The 16,213-nt window shown below is 70.6% G+C and carries 16 protein-coding genes; 8 read left to right on the top strand and 8 right to left on the bottom strand.

Annotated elements, in window-relative coordinates:
• The first annotated feature begins 58 nt into the window (after positions 1 to 58).
• From ACWGQ1_RS00580 to ACWGQ1_RS00555, 6 genes are all read left to right on the top strand, one after another.
• Entirely contained in the window at positions 59 to 1,291 is a 1,233-nt protein-coding gene (locus tag ACWGQ1_RS00580; RefSeq protein ID WP_247982555.1) for a sensor histidine kinase, read from the top strand.
• A complete protein-coding gene (locus tag ACWGQ1_RS00575) occupies positions 1,279 to 1,917 on the top strand; it encodes a LuxR C-terminal-related transcriptional regulator (RefSeq protein WP_136032203.1) in 639 nt (212 codons plus the stop codon). The genes ACWGQ1_RS00580 and ACWGQ1_RS00575 overlap by 13 nt, the downstream gene beginning before the upstream one ends.
• Positions 1,918 to 2,038: 121 nt before the next feature.
• On the top strand, positions 2,039 to 2,389 hold the full coding sequence (locus ACWGQ1_RS00570; protein ID WP_136032205.1) for a PadR family transcriptional regulator: 351 nt from the start codon (positions 2,039 to 2,041) through the stop codon (positions 2,387 to 2,389).
• 1 nt (position 2,390) lies between these two features.
• Entirely contained in the window at positions 2,391 to 2,759 is a 369-nt protein-coding gene (locus ACWGQ1_RS00565) for a DUF1048 domain-containing protein (RefSeq protein WP_136032206.1), read from the top strand.
• Positions 2,756 to 3,523, top strand: a complete 768-nt coding sequence (locus ACWGQ1_RS00560; RefSeq protein ID WP_452312136.1) for an ATP-binding cassette domain-containing protein — start codon at positions 2,756 to 2,758, stop codon at positions 3,521 to 3,523. Before ACWGQ1_RS00565 ends, ACWGQ1_RS00560 begins: the two co-directional genes overlap by 4 nt.
• Positions 3,520 to 4,287, top strand: a complete 768-nt coding sequence (locus tag ACWGQ1_RS00555; RefSeq protein WP_136032210.1) for an ABC transporter permease — start codon at positions 3,520 to 3,522, stop codon at positions 4,285 to 4,287. Before ACWGQ1_RS00560 ends, ACWGQ1_RS00555 begins: the two co-directional genes overlap by 4 nt.
• A gap of 105 nt (positions 4,288 to 4,392) precedes the next feature.
• Here the strand turns inward: ACWGQ1_RS00555 and ACWGQ1_RS00550 are convergent, their stop codons facing one another.
• The 8 genes from ACWGQ1_RS00550 to ACWGQ1_RS00515 all read right to left on the bottom strand — a co-directional run bounded on the left by ACWGQ1_RS00550 (position 4,393) and on the right by ACWGQ1_RS00515 (position 13,512).
• Positions 4,393 to 4,755 (bottom strand): hypothetical protein, encoded by a 363-nt coding sequence (locus tag ACWGQ1_RS00550; RefSeq protein WP_136035321.1) that lies wholly within the window; start codon positions 4,753 to 4,755, stop codon positions 4,393 to 4,395.
• A 255-nt stretch (positions 4,756 to 5,010) separates the two neighbouring features.
• On the bottom strand, positions 5,011 to 6,486 hold the full coding sequence (locus ACWGQ1_RS00545; RefSeq protein WP_452312135.1) for a lipase maturation factor family protein: 1,476 nt from the start codon (positions 6,484 to 6,486) through the stop codon (positions 5,011 to 5,013).
• Positions 6,487 to 6,610: 124 nt separating this feature from the next.
• Entirely contained in the window at positions 6,611 to 7,588 is a 978-nt protein-coding gene (gene bsh / locus ACWGQ1_RS00540; protein WP_452312134.1) for a choloylglycine hydrolase, read from the bottom strand.
• Positions 7,589 to 7,693: 105 nt separating this feature from the next.
• Positions 7,694 to 8,473, bottom strand: a complete 780-nt coding sequence (locus tag ACWGQ1_RS00535; protein ID WP_136045055.1) for a CPBP family intramembrane glutamic endopeptidase — start codon at positions 8,471 to 8,473, stop codon at positions 7,694 to 7,696.
• A 155-nt stretch (positions 8,474 to 8,628) separates the two neighbouring features.
• Entirely contained in the window at positions 8,629 to 9,534 is a 906-nt protein-coding gene (locus ACWGQ1_RS00530) for a glycine betaine ABC transporter substrate-binding protein (protein WP_452312133.1), read from the bottom strand.
• A 175-nt stretch (positions 9,535 to 9,709) separates the two neighbouring features.
• Positions 9,710 to 10,678, bottom strand: coding sequence for an ABC transporter permease (locus tag ACWGQ1_RS00525; protein ID WP_206252067.1), 969 nt, complete (start codon positions 10,676 to 10,678; stop codon positions 9,710 to 9,712).
• Complete coding sequence (locus ACWGQ1_RS00520) at positions 10,678 to 11,982, bottom strand: quaternary amine ABC transporter ATP-binding protein (RefSeq protein ID WP_136032223.1); 1,305 nt, start codon at positions 11,980 to 11,982, stop codon at positions 10,678 to 10,680. Before ACWGQ1_RS00520 ends, ACWGQ1_RS00525 begins: the two co-directional genes overlap by 1 nt.
• A 330-nt stretch (positions 11,983 to 12,312) precedes the next feature.
• A complete protein-coding gene (locus tag ACWGQ1_RS00515) occupies positions 12,313 to 13,512 on the bottom strand; it encodes a class I SAM-dependent methyltransferase (RefSeq protein ID WP_378803148.1) in 1,200 nt (399 codons plus the stop codon).
• Positions 13,513 to 13,602: 90 nt separating this feature from the next.
• On the opposite strand from ACWGQ1_RS00515, the gene ACWGQ1_RS00510 reads away from it, so the two are divergent.
• Positions 13,603 to 14,589, top strand: coding sequence for an ABC transporter ATP-binding protein (locus ACWGQ1_RS00510; protein WP_136032225.1), 987 nt, complete (start codon positions 13,603 to 13,605; stop codon positions 14,587 to 14,589).
• Entirely contained in the window at positions 14,589 to 16,211 is a 1,623-nt protein-coding gene (locus ACWGQ1_RS00505) for an ABC transporter permease (protein WP_452312224.1), read from the top strand. The genes ACWGQ1_RS00510 and ACWGQ1_RS00505 overlap by 1 nt, the downstream gene beginning before the upstream one ends.
• Positions 16,212 to 16,213: the final 2 nt, after the last annotated feature.

Genomic DNA, 16,213 nt, shown 5'->3' with positions numbered 1-16,213 from the left:
GATCGATGGTGGAGCTGGCTATACCGTGCCGCGCACTCTGCTCCGGCAGACTGGCAGGGTGAAGGACGGATGGGGGCGCCGGTGGCTGCGCGACGCCGGGTATCTGGGGGTCGAGCTCGGGGCGTCGGTCGTCTCCCTCGGGCTGTTCTGCGTGATCCTGGTGCTGTTGCCGCTCATGCTCATCACGGGCGGTGTGCTGCTGATGCCGCAGGCCGTGCAGGTGCTGCACCGGTGGAGCGACGTGAACCGGCGGCGCATCGGGCGGCGGCGGGGTGAGGAGCTTCCGCCGCTCGCGCGCACGCTGCCCCGCGGCTCGACGATCGATGAGCGGCTGCGCTTCGCCTTCTCGCGCGCCACGGCCCGCGACGCCCTGTGGCTCACGGTGCACGCGTTCCCCGTGATGTGGCTGTCGCTGCTCACGCTCGCGCTTCCCGTCTCGGCCGTGAACACCCTCGCCGTCACGTGGTACTGGCAGTTCGCGCCGGCCGACGACCCGGTGGGTTCGCCGTATCCGGTCACGTCGTGGGAGCTCGCGTGGACGATGCCGCTGGTGGCCCTCGGCTACGCGATCGCCGCGGCGTTCCTGGTGCCGGCGGTCGCCCGCCTGGTGGCGTTCGTGTCGGCGAAGCTGCTGGCGACGCCCGCGCGGTCACGGCTGGCGGCCCGGGTGGACGCGCTGACGCTGAGCCGGGCGGCGGCGCTCGACGCGCACGCGGCCGAGCTGCGCCGCATCGAGCGCGACCTGCACGACGGGGCGCAGAACCGGCTGGTGAACGTGGTGATGATGCTGGGGATCGCGGAGCGTGCGCAGGAGACGGGCGGCGACGTCGGAGAACCGCTGCGGCGGGCGCAGGATGCCGCGGCCGACGCCCTCGCCGGTCTGCGGCGCACGGTGCACGACATCTACCCGCCGATCCTCGACGAGCTGGGCCTGGAGGGCGCGCTCGCGTCGCTCGCCGGGCGCAGCGTGGTGCCGTGCGCGCTGGAGACCGCCGGGGTGGGCCGGGTACCGGCGGCGGTGGAGTCGGCGAGCTACTTCGTCGTGGCGGAGGCGCTGACCAACGTGAACAAGTACGCCGCGGCGACGCGCGCCACGGTGCGGGTCGAGCGGGAGGGCGAGCTGCTGCTGATCGCGGTGGAGGACGACGGCGTCGGCGGGGCGGTCGAGCGGCCGGGCGGGGGTCTCGCCGGAATCCGTCGCCGGATCGAGGCCTTCGAGGGCACGCTCGACGTGACGAGCCCGGCCGGCGGGCCGACCGTGCTGAGGACGGAGCTGCCGTGCGGATCGTGATCGCGGAGGACGACACCCTGCTGCGGGAGGGGCTGGCGCTGCTGCTGCGCAGCGAGGGTTTCGACGTGATCGGTGCCGTGCCCGACGCCGAGGGCTTCCTCGCGCTGCTCGACGATGCCGATGCGGCGGTGCTCGACGTGCGGATGCCGCCGACCTTCACGAGCGAGGGCCTCAAGGCGGCCGCCGAGGCGCGGGCCCGCCGTCCCGGCTTCCCGGTGCTGGTGCTGTCCGCCTACGTGGAGGATCGCTACGCGGGGGAACTGCTCGCCGCGGGAGCCGACGGTCTGGGCTACCTGCTGAAGGAGCGGGTGGGCAAGGTCGCGGCGTTCGTCGACGCCCTGCGCCGCGTGGCCGCCGGGGGCACCGTGATGGACCCCGAGGTGATCTCGCAGCTGCTCAGCCGCCGTCGCGCCGACGACCCCGTACAGACCCTCACCCCGCGCGAGCGCGAGGTGCTGGGCCTCATGGCCGAGGGGCTCGACAACACCACGATCGCCGAGCGGCTGTTCGTCACGGAGACCGCCGTGAGCAAGCACATCGGCAACATCTTCGCCAAGCTCGGCCTCTCGTCGAGCGACAGCGGGCATCGCCGCGTCCTCGCCGTGCTCGCCTACCTGCGCAGCTGACGCCGTCGCACCTCTCCGAAGAAGTTCGGTATTCGGTGTTGCTAGGTACCGGTACTCAGTGTTACTTTGTACCGGTACCCAGCAACACTGAGTACTGAACCGAGAAGGAGAGGGGGACCACATGGGCAAGCAGATGACCGAGATGCTCAAGGGCACCCTGGAGGGCATCGTGCTGGCCCTCCTCGCCGAGCAGCCGGCCTACGGCTACGAGATCACCACGCGCCTGCGCGACCACGGCTTCACCGACACCGCCGAGGGCACCGTCTACGCCCTGCTGGTGCGCATCGAGCAGAAGAAGCTCGTCGACGTCGAGAAGGTGCCGAGCGAGAAGGGCCCGCCCCGCAAGGTGTACACCCTGAACGCCGCGGGCCGGCAGGAGCTGGAGGAGTTCTGGACCACCTGGAACTTCCTCACGACGCACATCGAACGACTGAACACCACTCACACGAACACCCCCAGCGAGGAGAACTGACATGGCCGCCAAGTGGATCGAAGCGCTCACCGGATCGCTCGAGCAGAAGAAACAGTACAAGCAGGCGAAGGCGCGGATCGAGGCTCTGCCCGAGCCGTACCGCACGGTCGCCAACGCCCAGCACCGCTACACGATGTACTACGGGGGGATCACCGACGGCGACACGCTCGTGCAGATCTTCCTCGACCTCGCCGACCTGTGGGAGCGCGCCGCGATCGACGGCACCCCGATCGACGACATCATCGGCGCCGACCCGGTCGAGTTCGCCGAGACCTACGCCGAGGCCTACGGGGGCACCCAGTGGGTCGACAAGGAGCGCGCCCGGCTGACCAAGGCCGTCGAGGACGCGAAGAAGAAGGAGCAGTCATGACGAACACCGCCCTCTCGGTGCGAGGCATCGAGAAGTCCTACAAAGACCTGCGCGTGCTGCGCGGCGTCGACTTCGAGGTGGAGCGGGGATCGATCTTCGCCCTCCTCGGGTCGAACGGTGCCGGCAAGACCACGATGGTGCGGATCCTCTCCACGCTGCTGAAGGCCGACGCCGGCACGGCGACCGTGCAGGGCGTCGACGTCGCCGCGAACCCCCTCGGCGTCCGCGAGAAGATCAGCCTCACCGGGCAGTTCGCCGCGGTCGACGAGATCCTCACCGGGCGCGAGAACCTCGTGCTGGTCGCGAAGCTGCGGCACCTGTCCGACCCGGGCGGGGTCGCCGACCGCCTGCTGGCGACCTTCCGCCTGACGGACGCCGGTGGCCGCAAGGTCGGCACCTACTCGGGCGGCATGCGGCGGCGGCTCGACATCGCGATGAGCCTGGTCGGCGACCCCGAGGTGATCTACCTCGACGAGCCGACCACGGGCCTCGACCCCGAGGCGCGCATCGAGGTGTGGGACGTCGTGAAGCAGCTCGCGCACAGCGGCACCACGGTGCTGCTCACCACGCAGTACCTCGACGAGGCGGAGCAGCTGGCCGACCGGATCGCGATCCTGCACGAGGGCCGCATCATCGCGAACGACACCCTCGCCGGGCTGAAGCAGCTGCTCCCGCCCGCGCAGGTCGAGTACGTCGAGAAGCAGCCCACCCTCGAGGAGATCTTCCTCACCCTGATCGGACCCTCACGAAAGGACGCAGCATGAGCACGCACTTCGCCGCCGACACGGCGACCCTCACCGGCCGCTCCATGCGGCACATCTTCCGCAGTCCCGACACGATCATCACCACCGCGGTCACCCCGATCGCGCTGATGCTCCTGTTCGTGTACGTCTTCGGCGGCGCGCTCCAGCAGAGCACCGGCACCGACAACTACGTGAACTACCTGCTGCCGGGCATCCTGCTCATCGCGATCGCGTCGGGCATCGCCTACACCGCGTTCCGGCTGTTCACCGACATGCAGAGCGGCATCTTCGAGCGGTTCCACTCCATGCCGATCGCCCGATCGAGCGTGCTGTGGGCCCACGTGCTGACGTCGCTCACGGCGAACGCGATCACCCTCGCGATCATCTTCGGCGTCGGCTTCCTGATGGGCTTCCGCACCGGGGCGAGCGTGTGGGCCTGGCTCGGAGTGATCGGCATCCTGATGCTGTTCACCCTCGCGCTGACGTGGCTGGCGATCATCGCCGGGCTGAACGCCAAGACGGTCGACGGGGCGAGCGCGTTCTCGTATCCGCTGATCTTCCTGCCGTTCATCAGCTCCGCCTTCGTGCCGACCGACACCATGCCCGCACCCGTGCAGTGGTTCGCCGACAACCAGCCGGTCACCTCGATCGTCAACACCATCCAGGCGCTGTTCGCCGAGCAGCCCGTCGGCGATGACATCTGGATCGCCCTCGCCTGGTGCGTCGGCATCCTGGTGGTCGCCTACGTGTTCGCGATCATCTCCTACCGGAAGAAGGTCAGCTGATCGTCGCCAAGCGGACCGGAACGCTCCGTCCGGGGTCTCGCACCCCGGCCGGGGCGTTTCGCTGCGCTCGGCCGCACGGTATGGCAGGCAGAGATCTCCTTCACATCATGGGGAAACCGGGTACGCGGAGACCATGAGCACGGACGCGACAGTGATCACGGCAAGACTCAGACCGATCGCCACACCACCGATCACATGCGGCGAGGCCCTCTTGATGAGTGCGATGACGAGCATGGCCACCTCGATGAGCGTGATCACGAGGAGAGCCGCCTTCGTGCCGTCGATCACGACGTTGGCGACATCGTCTCTGCATGAGAACGCGCACCCGTCCCCTCGCATCGCAGTGAGAAAGACGAGAAGCACGCCGCCGCCGGCAACCACGATCTGAGCCGCCGCCCAGAGTCCCGCAGCGACGTACCGTCGCCGTGGGACGCGCGGGAACCGCGCCTGACTGCGGGGCTCGGTCACGAGAAGTCCGTCATCATGTGTTGGACGAACGCTCGCGGATCGGACATGTAGCTCTTATAGGAGCTATGGATCCGGCTGTCAATCGGCGCCCCCGCCTGGCATCTGGCGGCTTCGCGACCAGCCCGTCGGCGAGGACATCTGAATCGCCCGACTCCGGCCGCGCGGTCTGCAGGATCTCGCGCCCGGAAGGAGCCGAGCGCGCCGACGCTCGTTCAGGGCGGGAGGTCTCCTTCACGCCCCCGGAACGCGCCGTCCTCAGCGCAGGCCGAGCGGACCGAGGATCACACGGCGACCGCTGCGCACCCACACGGCACCGTCGGCGCGATGCTCCGCGCGGGTCGCGAAACGGTACCGGTACGACACCGCTCGCACCCATCGCGGCCGTTCACCGTGGAACGGGTCGACGCGCAGCATCCGCAGGGTCGGGCCGTCGGCCTCGAGCAGTCGCAGCAGGAACACCGTGAACCAGTCGTCCAGCGAGTGCCCGAGCGGCAGGAACCACATCAGCCAGTCCAGCCGCAGGTGGTATGGGGCGAACTGCCGCGGCACGCGCCGCACGTCTCCTGGTTTGCCGCGGAACCCGTACTCGCGCCAGTGCACCCCCTCCTCGTCGTCCGACCCCTCCACCACGATCTCGATGCGTTCCCGCGTCACCGTGCCGAAGGCGCCGTAGGCGTTGGCGAGCTGCCACCGGTGGAAACTCGCGTTCATCAGCTGCCGCCGCGCGAACAGGTTCCGCACGGCCGGCACGCTCAGCACCACGAACAGCAGGCCGACGGCCGAGGTCACCACGACCCACCACAGCGGCATCCCCGACACGGTCCAGGGCAGCGCCGTCTCGGGTGACCGCTCGGCCGCGCCCACCCCCGGCAGCCCGATCGCCGAGAAGCCGAGCACGATCGTCGCCGCGTTCAGCCACGCGAAGTTGCCGGTGAGCACGAGCCACAGCTGGGTCGCGATCACGACACCGCCGGCGACCGCGCCGACGATCTGCGGCACCGGCCCCGGCACCCACAGCGACAAGACGGGAGCGAACAGGAAGAACGGCACGACCAGCTGCGCGACGTGGTTGCCGATGACCTCCAGCCTGTGGAACCACCGCGGCAGCAGGTGCGCCCGGCGGCTGAGCGGGCCCGGCATCGGCTGCGTCTCGTGGTGGAACGTCATGGCGGTGAGGTCGCGCCACTCGCGCCCGCCGCGGATCTTGATCATCCCGGCACCGAACTCCAGGCGGAACAGCAGCCACCAGAACAGCACGATCACCACGACCGGCGGCGGCTGGTCGTTCGACCCCAGGAACGCCGCCAGGAACCCGGCCTCGAGCAGCAGCATCTCCCACCCGAAGGAGTAGAACGTCTGCCCGATGCTCACGACCGACATGTACCCGAACCACAACGCGAGGAAGCAGACCATCGGCAGCCACGGCGGCCCGAGCTGCGGCACCCCCGCGACCAGCAGCACGCCCACCGCGATCCCGGTCCACGACAGCGCCACGAGCCGCCGGTCAGTGTAGCGCCAGCGCGTGAACAGCGTGGGGTGCAGCAGCTTCCGTCGCTCGCTCTTCTGCGCAACCCAGTCGAGCAGGGCCGGGGCGGGCAGCAGTCCGTGCTCGCCGAGCAGGGCGCGGAACTGGTTGAGCGTGGAGACGAACGCGACCACGTACAGCGCCGCGATGCCCCGCTGCAGGACCTCGCGGGCGAACCCGAAGTCGACCGCCGCGAACCCGTCCACGGCCACAGGCTACGCCGGCCGCCGCACGCCGGTCAGGGGGTTGCGTCCGTCGTTCGAGGGCTGCGCTCCCTGCTCAGGCGCCGGCCGCTGAGCGAGCGCATCGAGACGACGGGCCCGAGGCGCGTCAGTTCTGCATCGCGATCTGCTGCCCCTCGACGAGAGGGTGCACGGCGAGCGCGGTGCCGTCGAGGTCTTCACGGTGCATGTCGACCCCGGTGATCTGACTGTTCTCGTACGTCGTGTAGTAGTAGACGCCCCGGTCGGTGTTGCAGCAGGACGAGTAGATCGTGATCTCATACTTCTCCTCGTCGCCCACCTGCACGCACCCGCGCTGCTGGGCGACGGAGCCGAGGATCTGGAAGAACTGGCTCAGCGACTCCGACTCGGTGGTGCCGCAGACCGAGTTCATGCGGGTGAACACCGCCTTGATGAAGCGCGACGACGACGACAGGTCGCCGGGCAGCCCGACCCCGCCCATGCCGCGGCTGTACAGGTCGAGCGACTGATCCGGCGCGAACGTGTTGTCGGGCTGGCGGCGCGTGAGGTGCCGGTAGTCGTTCAGGCGGAAGCTCTGGATGTCGAACGTGGGGTTGTTCGTGAGCACGCCCCACGGGTTGTCGTACACCTTCAGTCCGTCACGCACGCTCTCCACCACGATCGAGGCGGTCCGGTCGGCGATGATCCAGTGCAGCGGCGACAGCGGGAACTCCGCGCTGAAGGAGATGTCGACGAGGCTCACGGATCGCAGCGCGTCCTTCACCTGGGCGACGGTCTCGAACTGCCCGAGCACCCAGGGGATGAACTCGAACGGGGTGATCTCCGTGCCGCCCGCTCCCTCCGCGGGGTAGAAGGCGTTGTCGGGGAAGTTGAGTCCGGCCATGCTCAGGCCCTTCTCGTTCGTGCCGTCGTAGTACAGCGGGTAGCCGTCGGAGACGGTCGCGATGCCGATGATCGCGTGGTGGGTCGACAGGGGCGGGATCCGTCGGAACTCGAAGGGGAAGTTCCGTGGTGTCACGGTGACGGTCTCGTGGTACGAGAACTCCAGATCGAGATTGCGCCCGAAGTAGTGGTCGGCGGTGGTGAAGCTCAGTCCTGTGCACATGGTTCCCTCTCCCGTTGCCGGGGCCCGGCCGGGTCCGCGAACGGTCATGGTCGCACCTTCCCCCGCGGAGCGTAAGGGGGGTGCCACCCGCGGCGGACGAGTGCTCTACGGTGTCGCGGTGCGCTCGTCGGCGCCGCGGATCACGAACGCGACGCCCACCAGCGCCACCACCACCGCGACGATCTCCAGCACAGGGCCCAGCCCGGCCAGCGGCCCTGCGGCGCCGTGCCCGACCGCGAAGGTCGAGAAGTCCCAGAACCCGTGCAGCACCATGGCCCAGATCAGGCTGCCGGTCACGCGGCGCAGGACGTAGAAGATGGTGCCGGCGCCGAAGGCGAGGAACACCTGCTGCAGCGTGGGGGCGAGGGGCTGCCCGCTGAGCGCGTTGATGAGGTGCATGAGTCCGAATAGCGCGGAGGTCAGCAGCCACACCCACACCTCGGACAGGCGGCTGCGCAGCCCGACGAGCAGCAGTCCGCGCGTGGTCAGCTCCTCGGTGAAGCCGACCAGCAGCAGGACGATCGACGCGGCGAAGAAGGCGCCGTCGTAGGAGGCCCAGTCGGTGGAGGCGAGGTTCACGCCCAGGGCCACCGCCATCAGCACCGGGGCGATGATCGGCCAGCGATGCGCAGCGCGCGTCCGCTCGAACAGGGCGGGACGCCACCACCCGAGCAGGCTCGTCGTGATCGCCAGGAGCACCGCTCCGACGATGAGGGACAGGCCGGCGCCCAGGAAGAGGTCGCGTCCGCTGTCGCCGAGGGACGTGTAGGGAATGCCGGTCGCCTGCTGCACGGTGAAGACGACAGCGACGTACGCCAGGTAGATGACGAGGCCGATCCAGATCCGCGGCCGGACGCGGAGGGGTGTGGTGCTCTCGGTGGCCATCTCGTCCTCGGGTGTCGCGTGCCGGGTGGGGTTCGGGTTCAGTGAAGCGCACGCCGACCCGCCACCGCAATCGCGAAGGCAAGCCCCGCCCGGGGGAGACGTCGAAGGGAGGGCCCCCGGACGGGAGCCCTCCCTTCGTGCAGAGACGGGTCAGCTCAGCTGACGGTCCAGTCGAACTGGTCGCCGTACTTCTCCAGCCACGCGTCGACCGCGTCGGCTTCCTTGCCCTCGCCGTACTCGTTGACCACGAGGTCTTCGAGCGCACCGTACTGCTCGTCGTCGAGCTTGATCTTCTCGATCAGCTCGGCCGCCTCCGGGAACTCCTCGGCGAAGCCCTTGGTGCCGAGGAAGTGCAGGCCCTCGGCCTCGCCCATCGCGCCCTTCGGGTCTTCGAGGTCCTTCACGGGGAAGGCGTCGTTGGCCCAGAACGGACGCCACAGCGTGACGACGATGTCCTCCTGCTTGTCGGTCGCGGTCTTCAGCTCGGTCAGCATCGCCGCGGTCGACGAGGTCACCAGCTCGTACTCGCCGTCGAGCCCGTACTCGGGCATCATCTTCTGCGTCTGCGCGGTGAGGCCGGCGCCCGGCTCGATGCCGTAGATCTCGCCGTCGAAGTCCGCCCCCTTGCCCGCCAGGTCTTCGATGGAGGTGAGATCGGAGTACTCCGGCACCGCGAGGGTGAGCTTGGCGTTGTCGTAGTACGCGCCGAGGTCTTCGATGTCGTCGCCGTACTTCTTCATGTACTCGGCGTGCGTGAGCTCGGGCCAGGCCGACGGATACATGTCGACGTCGCCCTGCGCGAGACCCGTGTAGAGGGGACCCGCCTCGGTGAGCGTCTTCATCTCGACCGTGTAACCGATCTTCTCCAGCTGGTCCTGCAGGAGGTACGCGGTGCTGAGGCCGTCGGTCCAGGAGGGCAGGAAGCCGAGCGTGATGGTGCCCTTGTCGTCGGCGTCGCCGCCGCCCGCGCTGGTGCCACCGGCTCCGTCGCCGCTGCATCCGGCGAGGGTGAGCGCTGCTGCGGCGCCCAGGGCGGTGAGGGTCAGGATCTTCTTCTTCATGTGCTTCTCTCTCTTGCGTTCCGTATGTGATTTCAGGAGTGCGGACGAGCCGCGGGACAGCGGGTGGGCGGCGTGCGGGATGGAGAACGGGCCGGAACCCGCCCCGATCGGGCCCCTTCCCACCCCGCACCCGCGCGTGGGCGGGGGCGGGGCGGGACGTCGCGGTGGGGTGGGGTCAGGCGCGAGTGAGCTCGGGCTCGACGGCGTCGGACGACGCGGGGGTCGCGGCGGTGGAGGTCGCGGCGGCGGCGGGCGCAGCGCCCGGTCCCGCGCCCGACCGGCGGCGCTTCCACAGGCCCCACAGCGACGAGCGGTTCTCGCCCGGGGCCCCCAGCGCGGCGGTGACCCGGTCGAGGAAGACCGCGATCAGCACGACGCCCAGACCGGCCTCGACGCCCTTCGGGATGTTGATCGTCGAGATCGCCTCGACCACCATCTTCCCGAGGCCGTCCGCTCCCGCCATACCGGCGATCACGGCCATCGACAGCGCGAGCATGATCACCTGGTTGACGCCGGCCATGATGGTCGGCATCGCCAGGGGCAGCTGGATGCCGCGGAGGATCTGGCCGGGGGTGGCGCCGAACGCATGCCCGGCCTCCACGGTCTCGGAGTCGACGCCGCGGATGCCCAGCTCGGTCAGGCGCACGCCGGGAGGCAGCGCGAAGATCACGGTCGCCACGAGTCCCGGCACCACGCCGATGCCGAAGAACACGATCGCGGGGATCAGGTACACGAACGCGGGCATGGTCTGCATGAAGTCGAGCACCGGCTTCAGGGCCGCCCGAACCGTGGCGTTGCGCGCCGACCAGATGCCCAGCGGCACCGCGATCAGCACCGCCACGATCGCCGCGACGAGCACCAGGGCGAGGGTCTGCATCGCGGGCACCCACAGGTCCATCGCCACGATCAGCAGGAACGACACGGCCGTGCCGATCGCGAGCTTCCACGACCGCACGACCCAGGCGAGCAGGGCGGCGATCACGATGATCACGGCGAAGTGCGGGGTGAGCAGCAGCCGGGTGAGGCCGTCCACGAGGAAGCTCACCACGAACGACACCACGTCGAGCAGACCGTCGAGGTTCGCGGTGATCCAGTCGACTCCGGCGGCGACCCAGTCGCCCAGGGGGATGCGGAATCCGTCCATCAGCGCACCTCCTCCGTCTCCGGTGTCGTGGGCAGCGGCTCGGCCGTCCACCCGTCGTCGAGCACCGCGTCGATCTCCGCCTGCGGCATGGGCGTCATCGGCAGCAGAATCTCCTCGGTCGAGCCGGGGCCGGGGCCGAGGGCGGCGAGCAGGGTCACGCGGGGGATCACGCCCGCCAGTCGCCCGTCGGCGTCGGTCACGGCCAGGGGCAGCGGCGACTCCACCGCGGGCACGAACAGGTTCATGAGCACGTCGTCCTCGCGCACGCTCTGCAGCACGGGCTTGATCACGGAGTCGAGTCGCGTCACCCCCTGCCGCACGAGCTTCACCGCATCGCGGTCGGTGACCACACCGAGCAGCTGGCGGTCCTTGCCGACCACGTAGGTGGCCGACATGTAGGCGTCGCGCATCTGGCGCAGGGCCGTGCGCGGGCCGGCGGTCTCGGCGACCACGGGGCGCGGGCGCTCCATGACGTTCGCGGCGGTGAGCACGCGGGCACGGTCCACATCCTGCACGAACTGCTCGACGTAGTCGTTCGCGGGGTCCATCAGGATGTCCTCCGGCGTGCCGATCTGCACGATGCGCCCGTCGCGCATCACGGCGATCCGGTCGCCGAGGAACATGGCCTCGTTGAGGTCGTGCGTGATGAAGACGATGGTCTTGTGCAGCTTCTGCTGGAGCTCCAGCAGCTGCTCCTGCATCTCGCGGCGGATCAGCGGGTCGAGCGCGCTGAACGCCTCGTCCATCAGCAGGATGTCGCTGTCGGCGGCGAGCGCGCGGGCGATGCCGACGCGCTGCTGCATGCCGCCGGAGAGCTCGGACGGCAGCTTGTCGCCCTGGCCCTCGAGGCCCACGAGCGCGAGGATCTCCTCGGCCTTCGCCTGCCGCTCGGCCGCCGCGACGCCCTTGAGCTCGAGCGGGTAGGCCACGTTCGCGGCCACCGTGCGGTGCGGCAGCAGGGCGAAGTGCTGGAAGACCATCGAGATGCGGTCGCGGCGGATCTCACGCAGACGACCCGCGGGGATGCCCGTGATGGTGTCGCCGCCGACCGTGACGGTGCCGTCGGTGATGTCGTGCAGGCCGTTGAGCATGCGGATGATGGTGGACTTGCCCGATCCGGACAGGCCCATGATGACGAAGATCTCACCGCGGTTCACGGTGAAGCTGGCGTCGATGACGGCGGCGGTGCCCGCGTCGGCGACGGCCGCGCGGCTCTCACCCGCCTTCAGTCGGCGGACGGCGGCGTTCGGATTCCTCCCGAACACCTTGTACAGATGGCGCGCTTCGAGTGCGATGTCGGACACGTTTCCCCTGCGGCTCGGCCTCGGGTGGCTGAGCCTGCTTCGGTCACGTCCGGGTGATCCTCACGAGGCCGTTCGACATCATCGCTGTGGCGGCGCGGGCGGTGGATTTCGGATCCGCCGCAGAGAGGACCGACCGTACGCCCACGCCTCTTCGCAGCACAGCTCATCGAAAGAAGGACGTGGTCGCGGACTGGTCTTCGGGCCGTCAGGCCCACAGACCAACGTAACGAAATGGCCGGTCAGGGACAAATCCTGGGCCGGGAACGGGCCCGGGTTTCCGGTGCTGACCGGGGGATAGTACGAGCGTCTAGCAATCTCGGCGACGGGGGTTCACGGGCGTCGCACACTGCGCGTCACGGTGAACTTCGGGGTGCGTCGGAGCTGCTCCGTCCGCCCGATCAGTCGCGTCAGCTCGGGGCGGTACGCGAGGCCGGAGTTGTACACCGTGAACAGCTCGCCGCCCGGCCGGAGCAGTCGCGCGGCGGCCTCGAACAGCCGGGTCGCGGCCCCCGTGTGCACGCTGCTGCCGAGGTGGAACGGCGGGTTCAGCAGCACCACGTCGAACGCCCCGTCGGGCAGGTCGGATCCGGCGTCGTCGTGGGTCACGGTGACGCGGTCGGCGACGCCGTTCGCGGCCGCGGTCGCCCGGGTCGAGGCCACGGCCGCGGCCGAGCGATCGGTCGCGGTCACCGCGTCCCCGGGGTGCGCGAGGGCCCAGGACACCGCGAGCGCGCCCGTGCCGCAGCCGAGGTCGAGCACACGGCGCGGATCCTCGGCGTTCACGACTCCGGAGAAACCCTCGTTCTCCGGCAGTTCCGGCGGGGATGCAGCCCCGGGGCGAGCGGTTCTCCGGCGTTGTGAACCGTCGAGCGCGAGCGCCTCGAGCAGCACGCGCGTGCCGATGTCGAGGCGGGGTCCGGCGAACGCGCCGCCGTGCGCGACCAGGGCGAGGCCGTCGTGCGCGGCCCGCACGGGGAAGGGCGGCTGCGCGGGGACGGCCAGCGGCTGCGACGCCACGAGCAGCCGCGACTTGCGCTCGGCCCGCTGCGGCTGCACCTCCCCGAAGCTCCGCCGCAGCACCTCGTTCTGCGCCAGGGTCATGTGCTTGACGCGACCCCCGGCCACGAGCACCGCGTCGGGCGCGGCCCAGCGGGCGACCGCATCCGCGATCTGCTCCAGTTCCGCGAGGACCTTGGGCAGCTGCAGCAGCACGAGCCGTGCCCCGCGCAGCAGCGTCTCGTCGAGCTCGTGCGTCGTGAAGCCGTCGAGTCCCAGCTCCTCCGCGTTGCGGGCGAGGGCGCGGCGCCCGGTCGCGAGGTCCTGGTGCACCCGGATCCCCCGGAGCCCGGACGCCACGAGCGGCAGGGTGATCGCGCCGTAGTCGTCCCCGATCACGGCGATCTCGGCACCGGTGATCCCGCTGTCGAGCGCCCGCGACGCGAGCAGCAGGTCGGTGGCGTCGTGCGCCTGGAGGTTCTCGGCCTCGACGTCGGGCCAGCGGCGCAGGCGGGCGTAGGGGAACTCCGGCACCAGCCCACTGTACGCGGGCGCCGTAAGGATTCCGCATGCGTCCGCTTCACCGGATTCACAAGTTCGTGAAGCGGGCGTACGCTCCCGCGCATGAGCACCGTGATCGCCACCCAGAGCCTCACCAAGCACTACGGGCACGTGCACGCCCTCGACGGTCTCGACCTGAGCGTCGAGTCCGGTCAGGTGCACGGATTCCTCGGGCCGAACGGCGCCGGCAAGTCCACCACGATCCGCATCCTCCTGGGCCTCGCCCGCCGCACCGGGGGCGCGGTGACCGTGTTCGGCGAGGACCCGTGGCGTCGGGCCGTCGAGCTGCACCGGCGCATCGCCTCCGTGCCGGGCGACGTGAGCCTGTGGCCCAACCTCTCCGGGGGCGAGGCCATCGACCTGCTCGCCCGGCTGCGCGGAGCCCGCACGCACGACGCCGCCTACCGGCGCGAGAAGGCCCGGTTGCTGGAGGCCTTCCAGTTCGACCCGCGGAAGAAGGGCCGCGCGTACTCGAAGGGCAACCGCCAGAAGGTGGCGCTGATCGCGGCCTTCGCCGTGCCGGCCGACCTGCTCATCCTCGACGAGCCGACCAGCGGGCTCGACCCCCTCATGGCGGTGATCTTCCAGCGCGAGGTCGCGCGGGCCCACGAGAACGGCGCGACCGTGCTGCTGTCGAGCCACATCATGAGCGAGGTCGAGCAGCTGTGCGACCGCGTGTCGATCATCCGCGCCGGGCGCATCGTCGAGACCGGCACGCTCGCCGACCTGCGGCACCTCACCCGCAGCGACGTGTCGTTCACGGCCCCGGGTGTCCCGCTCGACCGCGTCGCCGCGATCCCCGAGGTGCACGACGCCACGGTGCACGACGACCGCTTCCGCCTCACCGTCGACAGCGACCGCACCGCCGCGGTGCTGCCCGCCCTCGCCACGCTCGGGATCTCCGACCTCCGCGTGGCTCCGCCCTCGCTCGAGGAGCTGTTCCTGCGGCACTACGGCGACGACCTCGCGACGCTCGAGGCGGCGGAGGACGGCGGGTCCGACGGGGAGCCGTCCACCCGGCGCTCCCGCCACGCGAAGGGTCGTGCGTGATGGACCGCTTCGGGGTGCTGCTGCGCCAGCGCATCCGCCGCGACCGGGTGCAGGTGCCGCTGTGGATCCTCGGGACGGCGCTCATGGCGTTCGCGGGGTATGCGGGCGTCACGCAGTCGTACTCGACCCTGGCCGACCGGAAGAACATCCTGGCCGCGGCGCTCGCGAACCCGGTGATCCTGATGTTCCGCGGCCTGCCGTCCGGCACCTCGGAGGGCGCGTTCCTGGCCTTCGAGATCCTGCCGTGGCTGGCGATGCTGGCGGCCCTCATGAGCACGTTCCTCGCGGTGCGGCACACCCGGGGCGACGAGGAGTCGGGGCGCGCCGAGCTCGTGTGGGCGACACCCGCCGGACGACACCTTCCCACCGTCGCGACGATCGTGCACGGCCTCCTCGCCAACGTCGTGCTGGGTGCACTGACCGCGGTCGCCCTGCTCGCGACCGGGCTGCCCGTCGCCGGTTCGCTGCTCTCCGGCGCCGCGGCCGCCTCCTGCGGCGTCGCCTTCCTCGGGATCGCCCTGCTCGCGGCGCAGCTGCTGCGCACGTCGCGCGGCGCGAACTCCGCGGCTGTGTGGGTGCTCGTGGCCGCCTTCCTGCTCCGGGGCATCGGCAACGCCGCCGGGACCCCGAACGACGAGCTGACCGCGATCGCGAGCGCCTGGCCTGCGTGGCTGTCGCCGTTCGGCTGGGCGGAGCAGACGCGCCCGTACGACGTCGATGCGGCCTGGCCCGCGGTCCTGGGACTGGCGCTCGGCCTCGTCCTGGCCGCCGGGGCCCTGGCACTGCAGGGCCTGCGCGATGTGGACGCGGGCTTCGTGGCCGAACGCCCCGGCCGTTCCGCGGCGCGGCCCGCCCTCTCGTCGCCGCACGCGCTGGTGTGGCGACTCACCTCGGGCGCGGTCGTGGGGTGGGCGGTCGGCGGACTGCTCACCGGGCTGCTCGCCACGACCCTGGGCGGCGTGGTCGACCAGATCGCGGGCGAGAATCCCGCCGTGACCGACATCCTGGAGAAGATCGGCGGCGCGACCGGCGGGCTCGACGAGGTCGTGGTGACCGTGTTCTTCACGCTGCTGGGCATCCTCGCGGCCTGCTGCGCGGTGCAGACCGTGGTGCGCGCGCGGCAGGAGGAGGCGCGGAGCACGGTCGAGCTCGTGCTCTCGACCCCCACCGGACGGGTGCGGTGGCTGGCCGACCATGTGATCGTCGGCGTGGGCGCGGTGCTCATCGTGGTCGCCGCCGCCGTGCTGGGTGGCTGGCTCGGCGTGTGGTCGCGCGACGGCGACAGCGAGCTGTATCGCATCGTGGCCGTGGCGGGCGCGGGACAGGCGGTCGCGGCGGTGGTGTTCGTGGCGCTCACGGCCCTCGTGTTCGTGGTGCTGCCGCGCGCAACCATCCCCGTGGCGTGGATCCTGGTCCTGCTCGCGGCGCTGCTCGGCATGTTCGGCCCGCTGTTCGGGCTGCCGGACTGGACCGCGAACCTCTCCCCGTTCGCGGTGACCCCGGTGGTCGACGGCGACGGCGTCGACGTGCGCGGGCTGTGGTGGCTCGTGCTCGTGGTCGCCGGGGCCACGGCGGGCGCCCTGGCCCTCATGCGTCGGCGCGAGCTCGCGACGGGCGGGTAGTG

The organism is Microbacterium sp. NPDC055599 (assembly GCF_053618975.1).
Note: the sequence above shows the minus strand (reverse complement) of the source record. Positions and strands in the feature narration are given on the sequence as shown.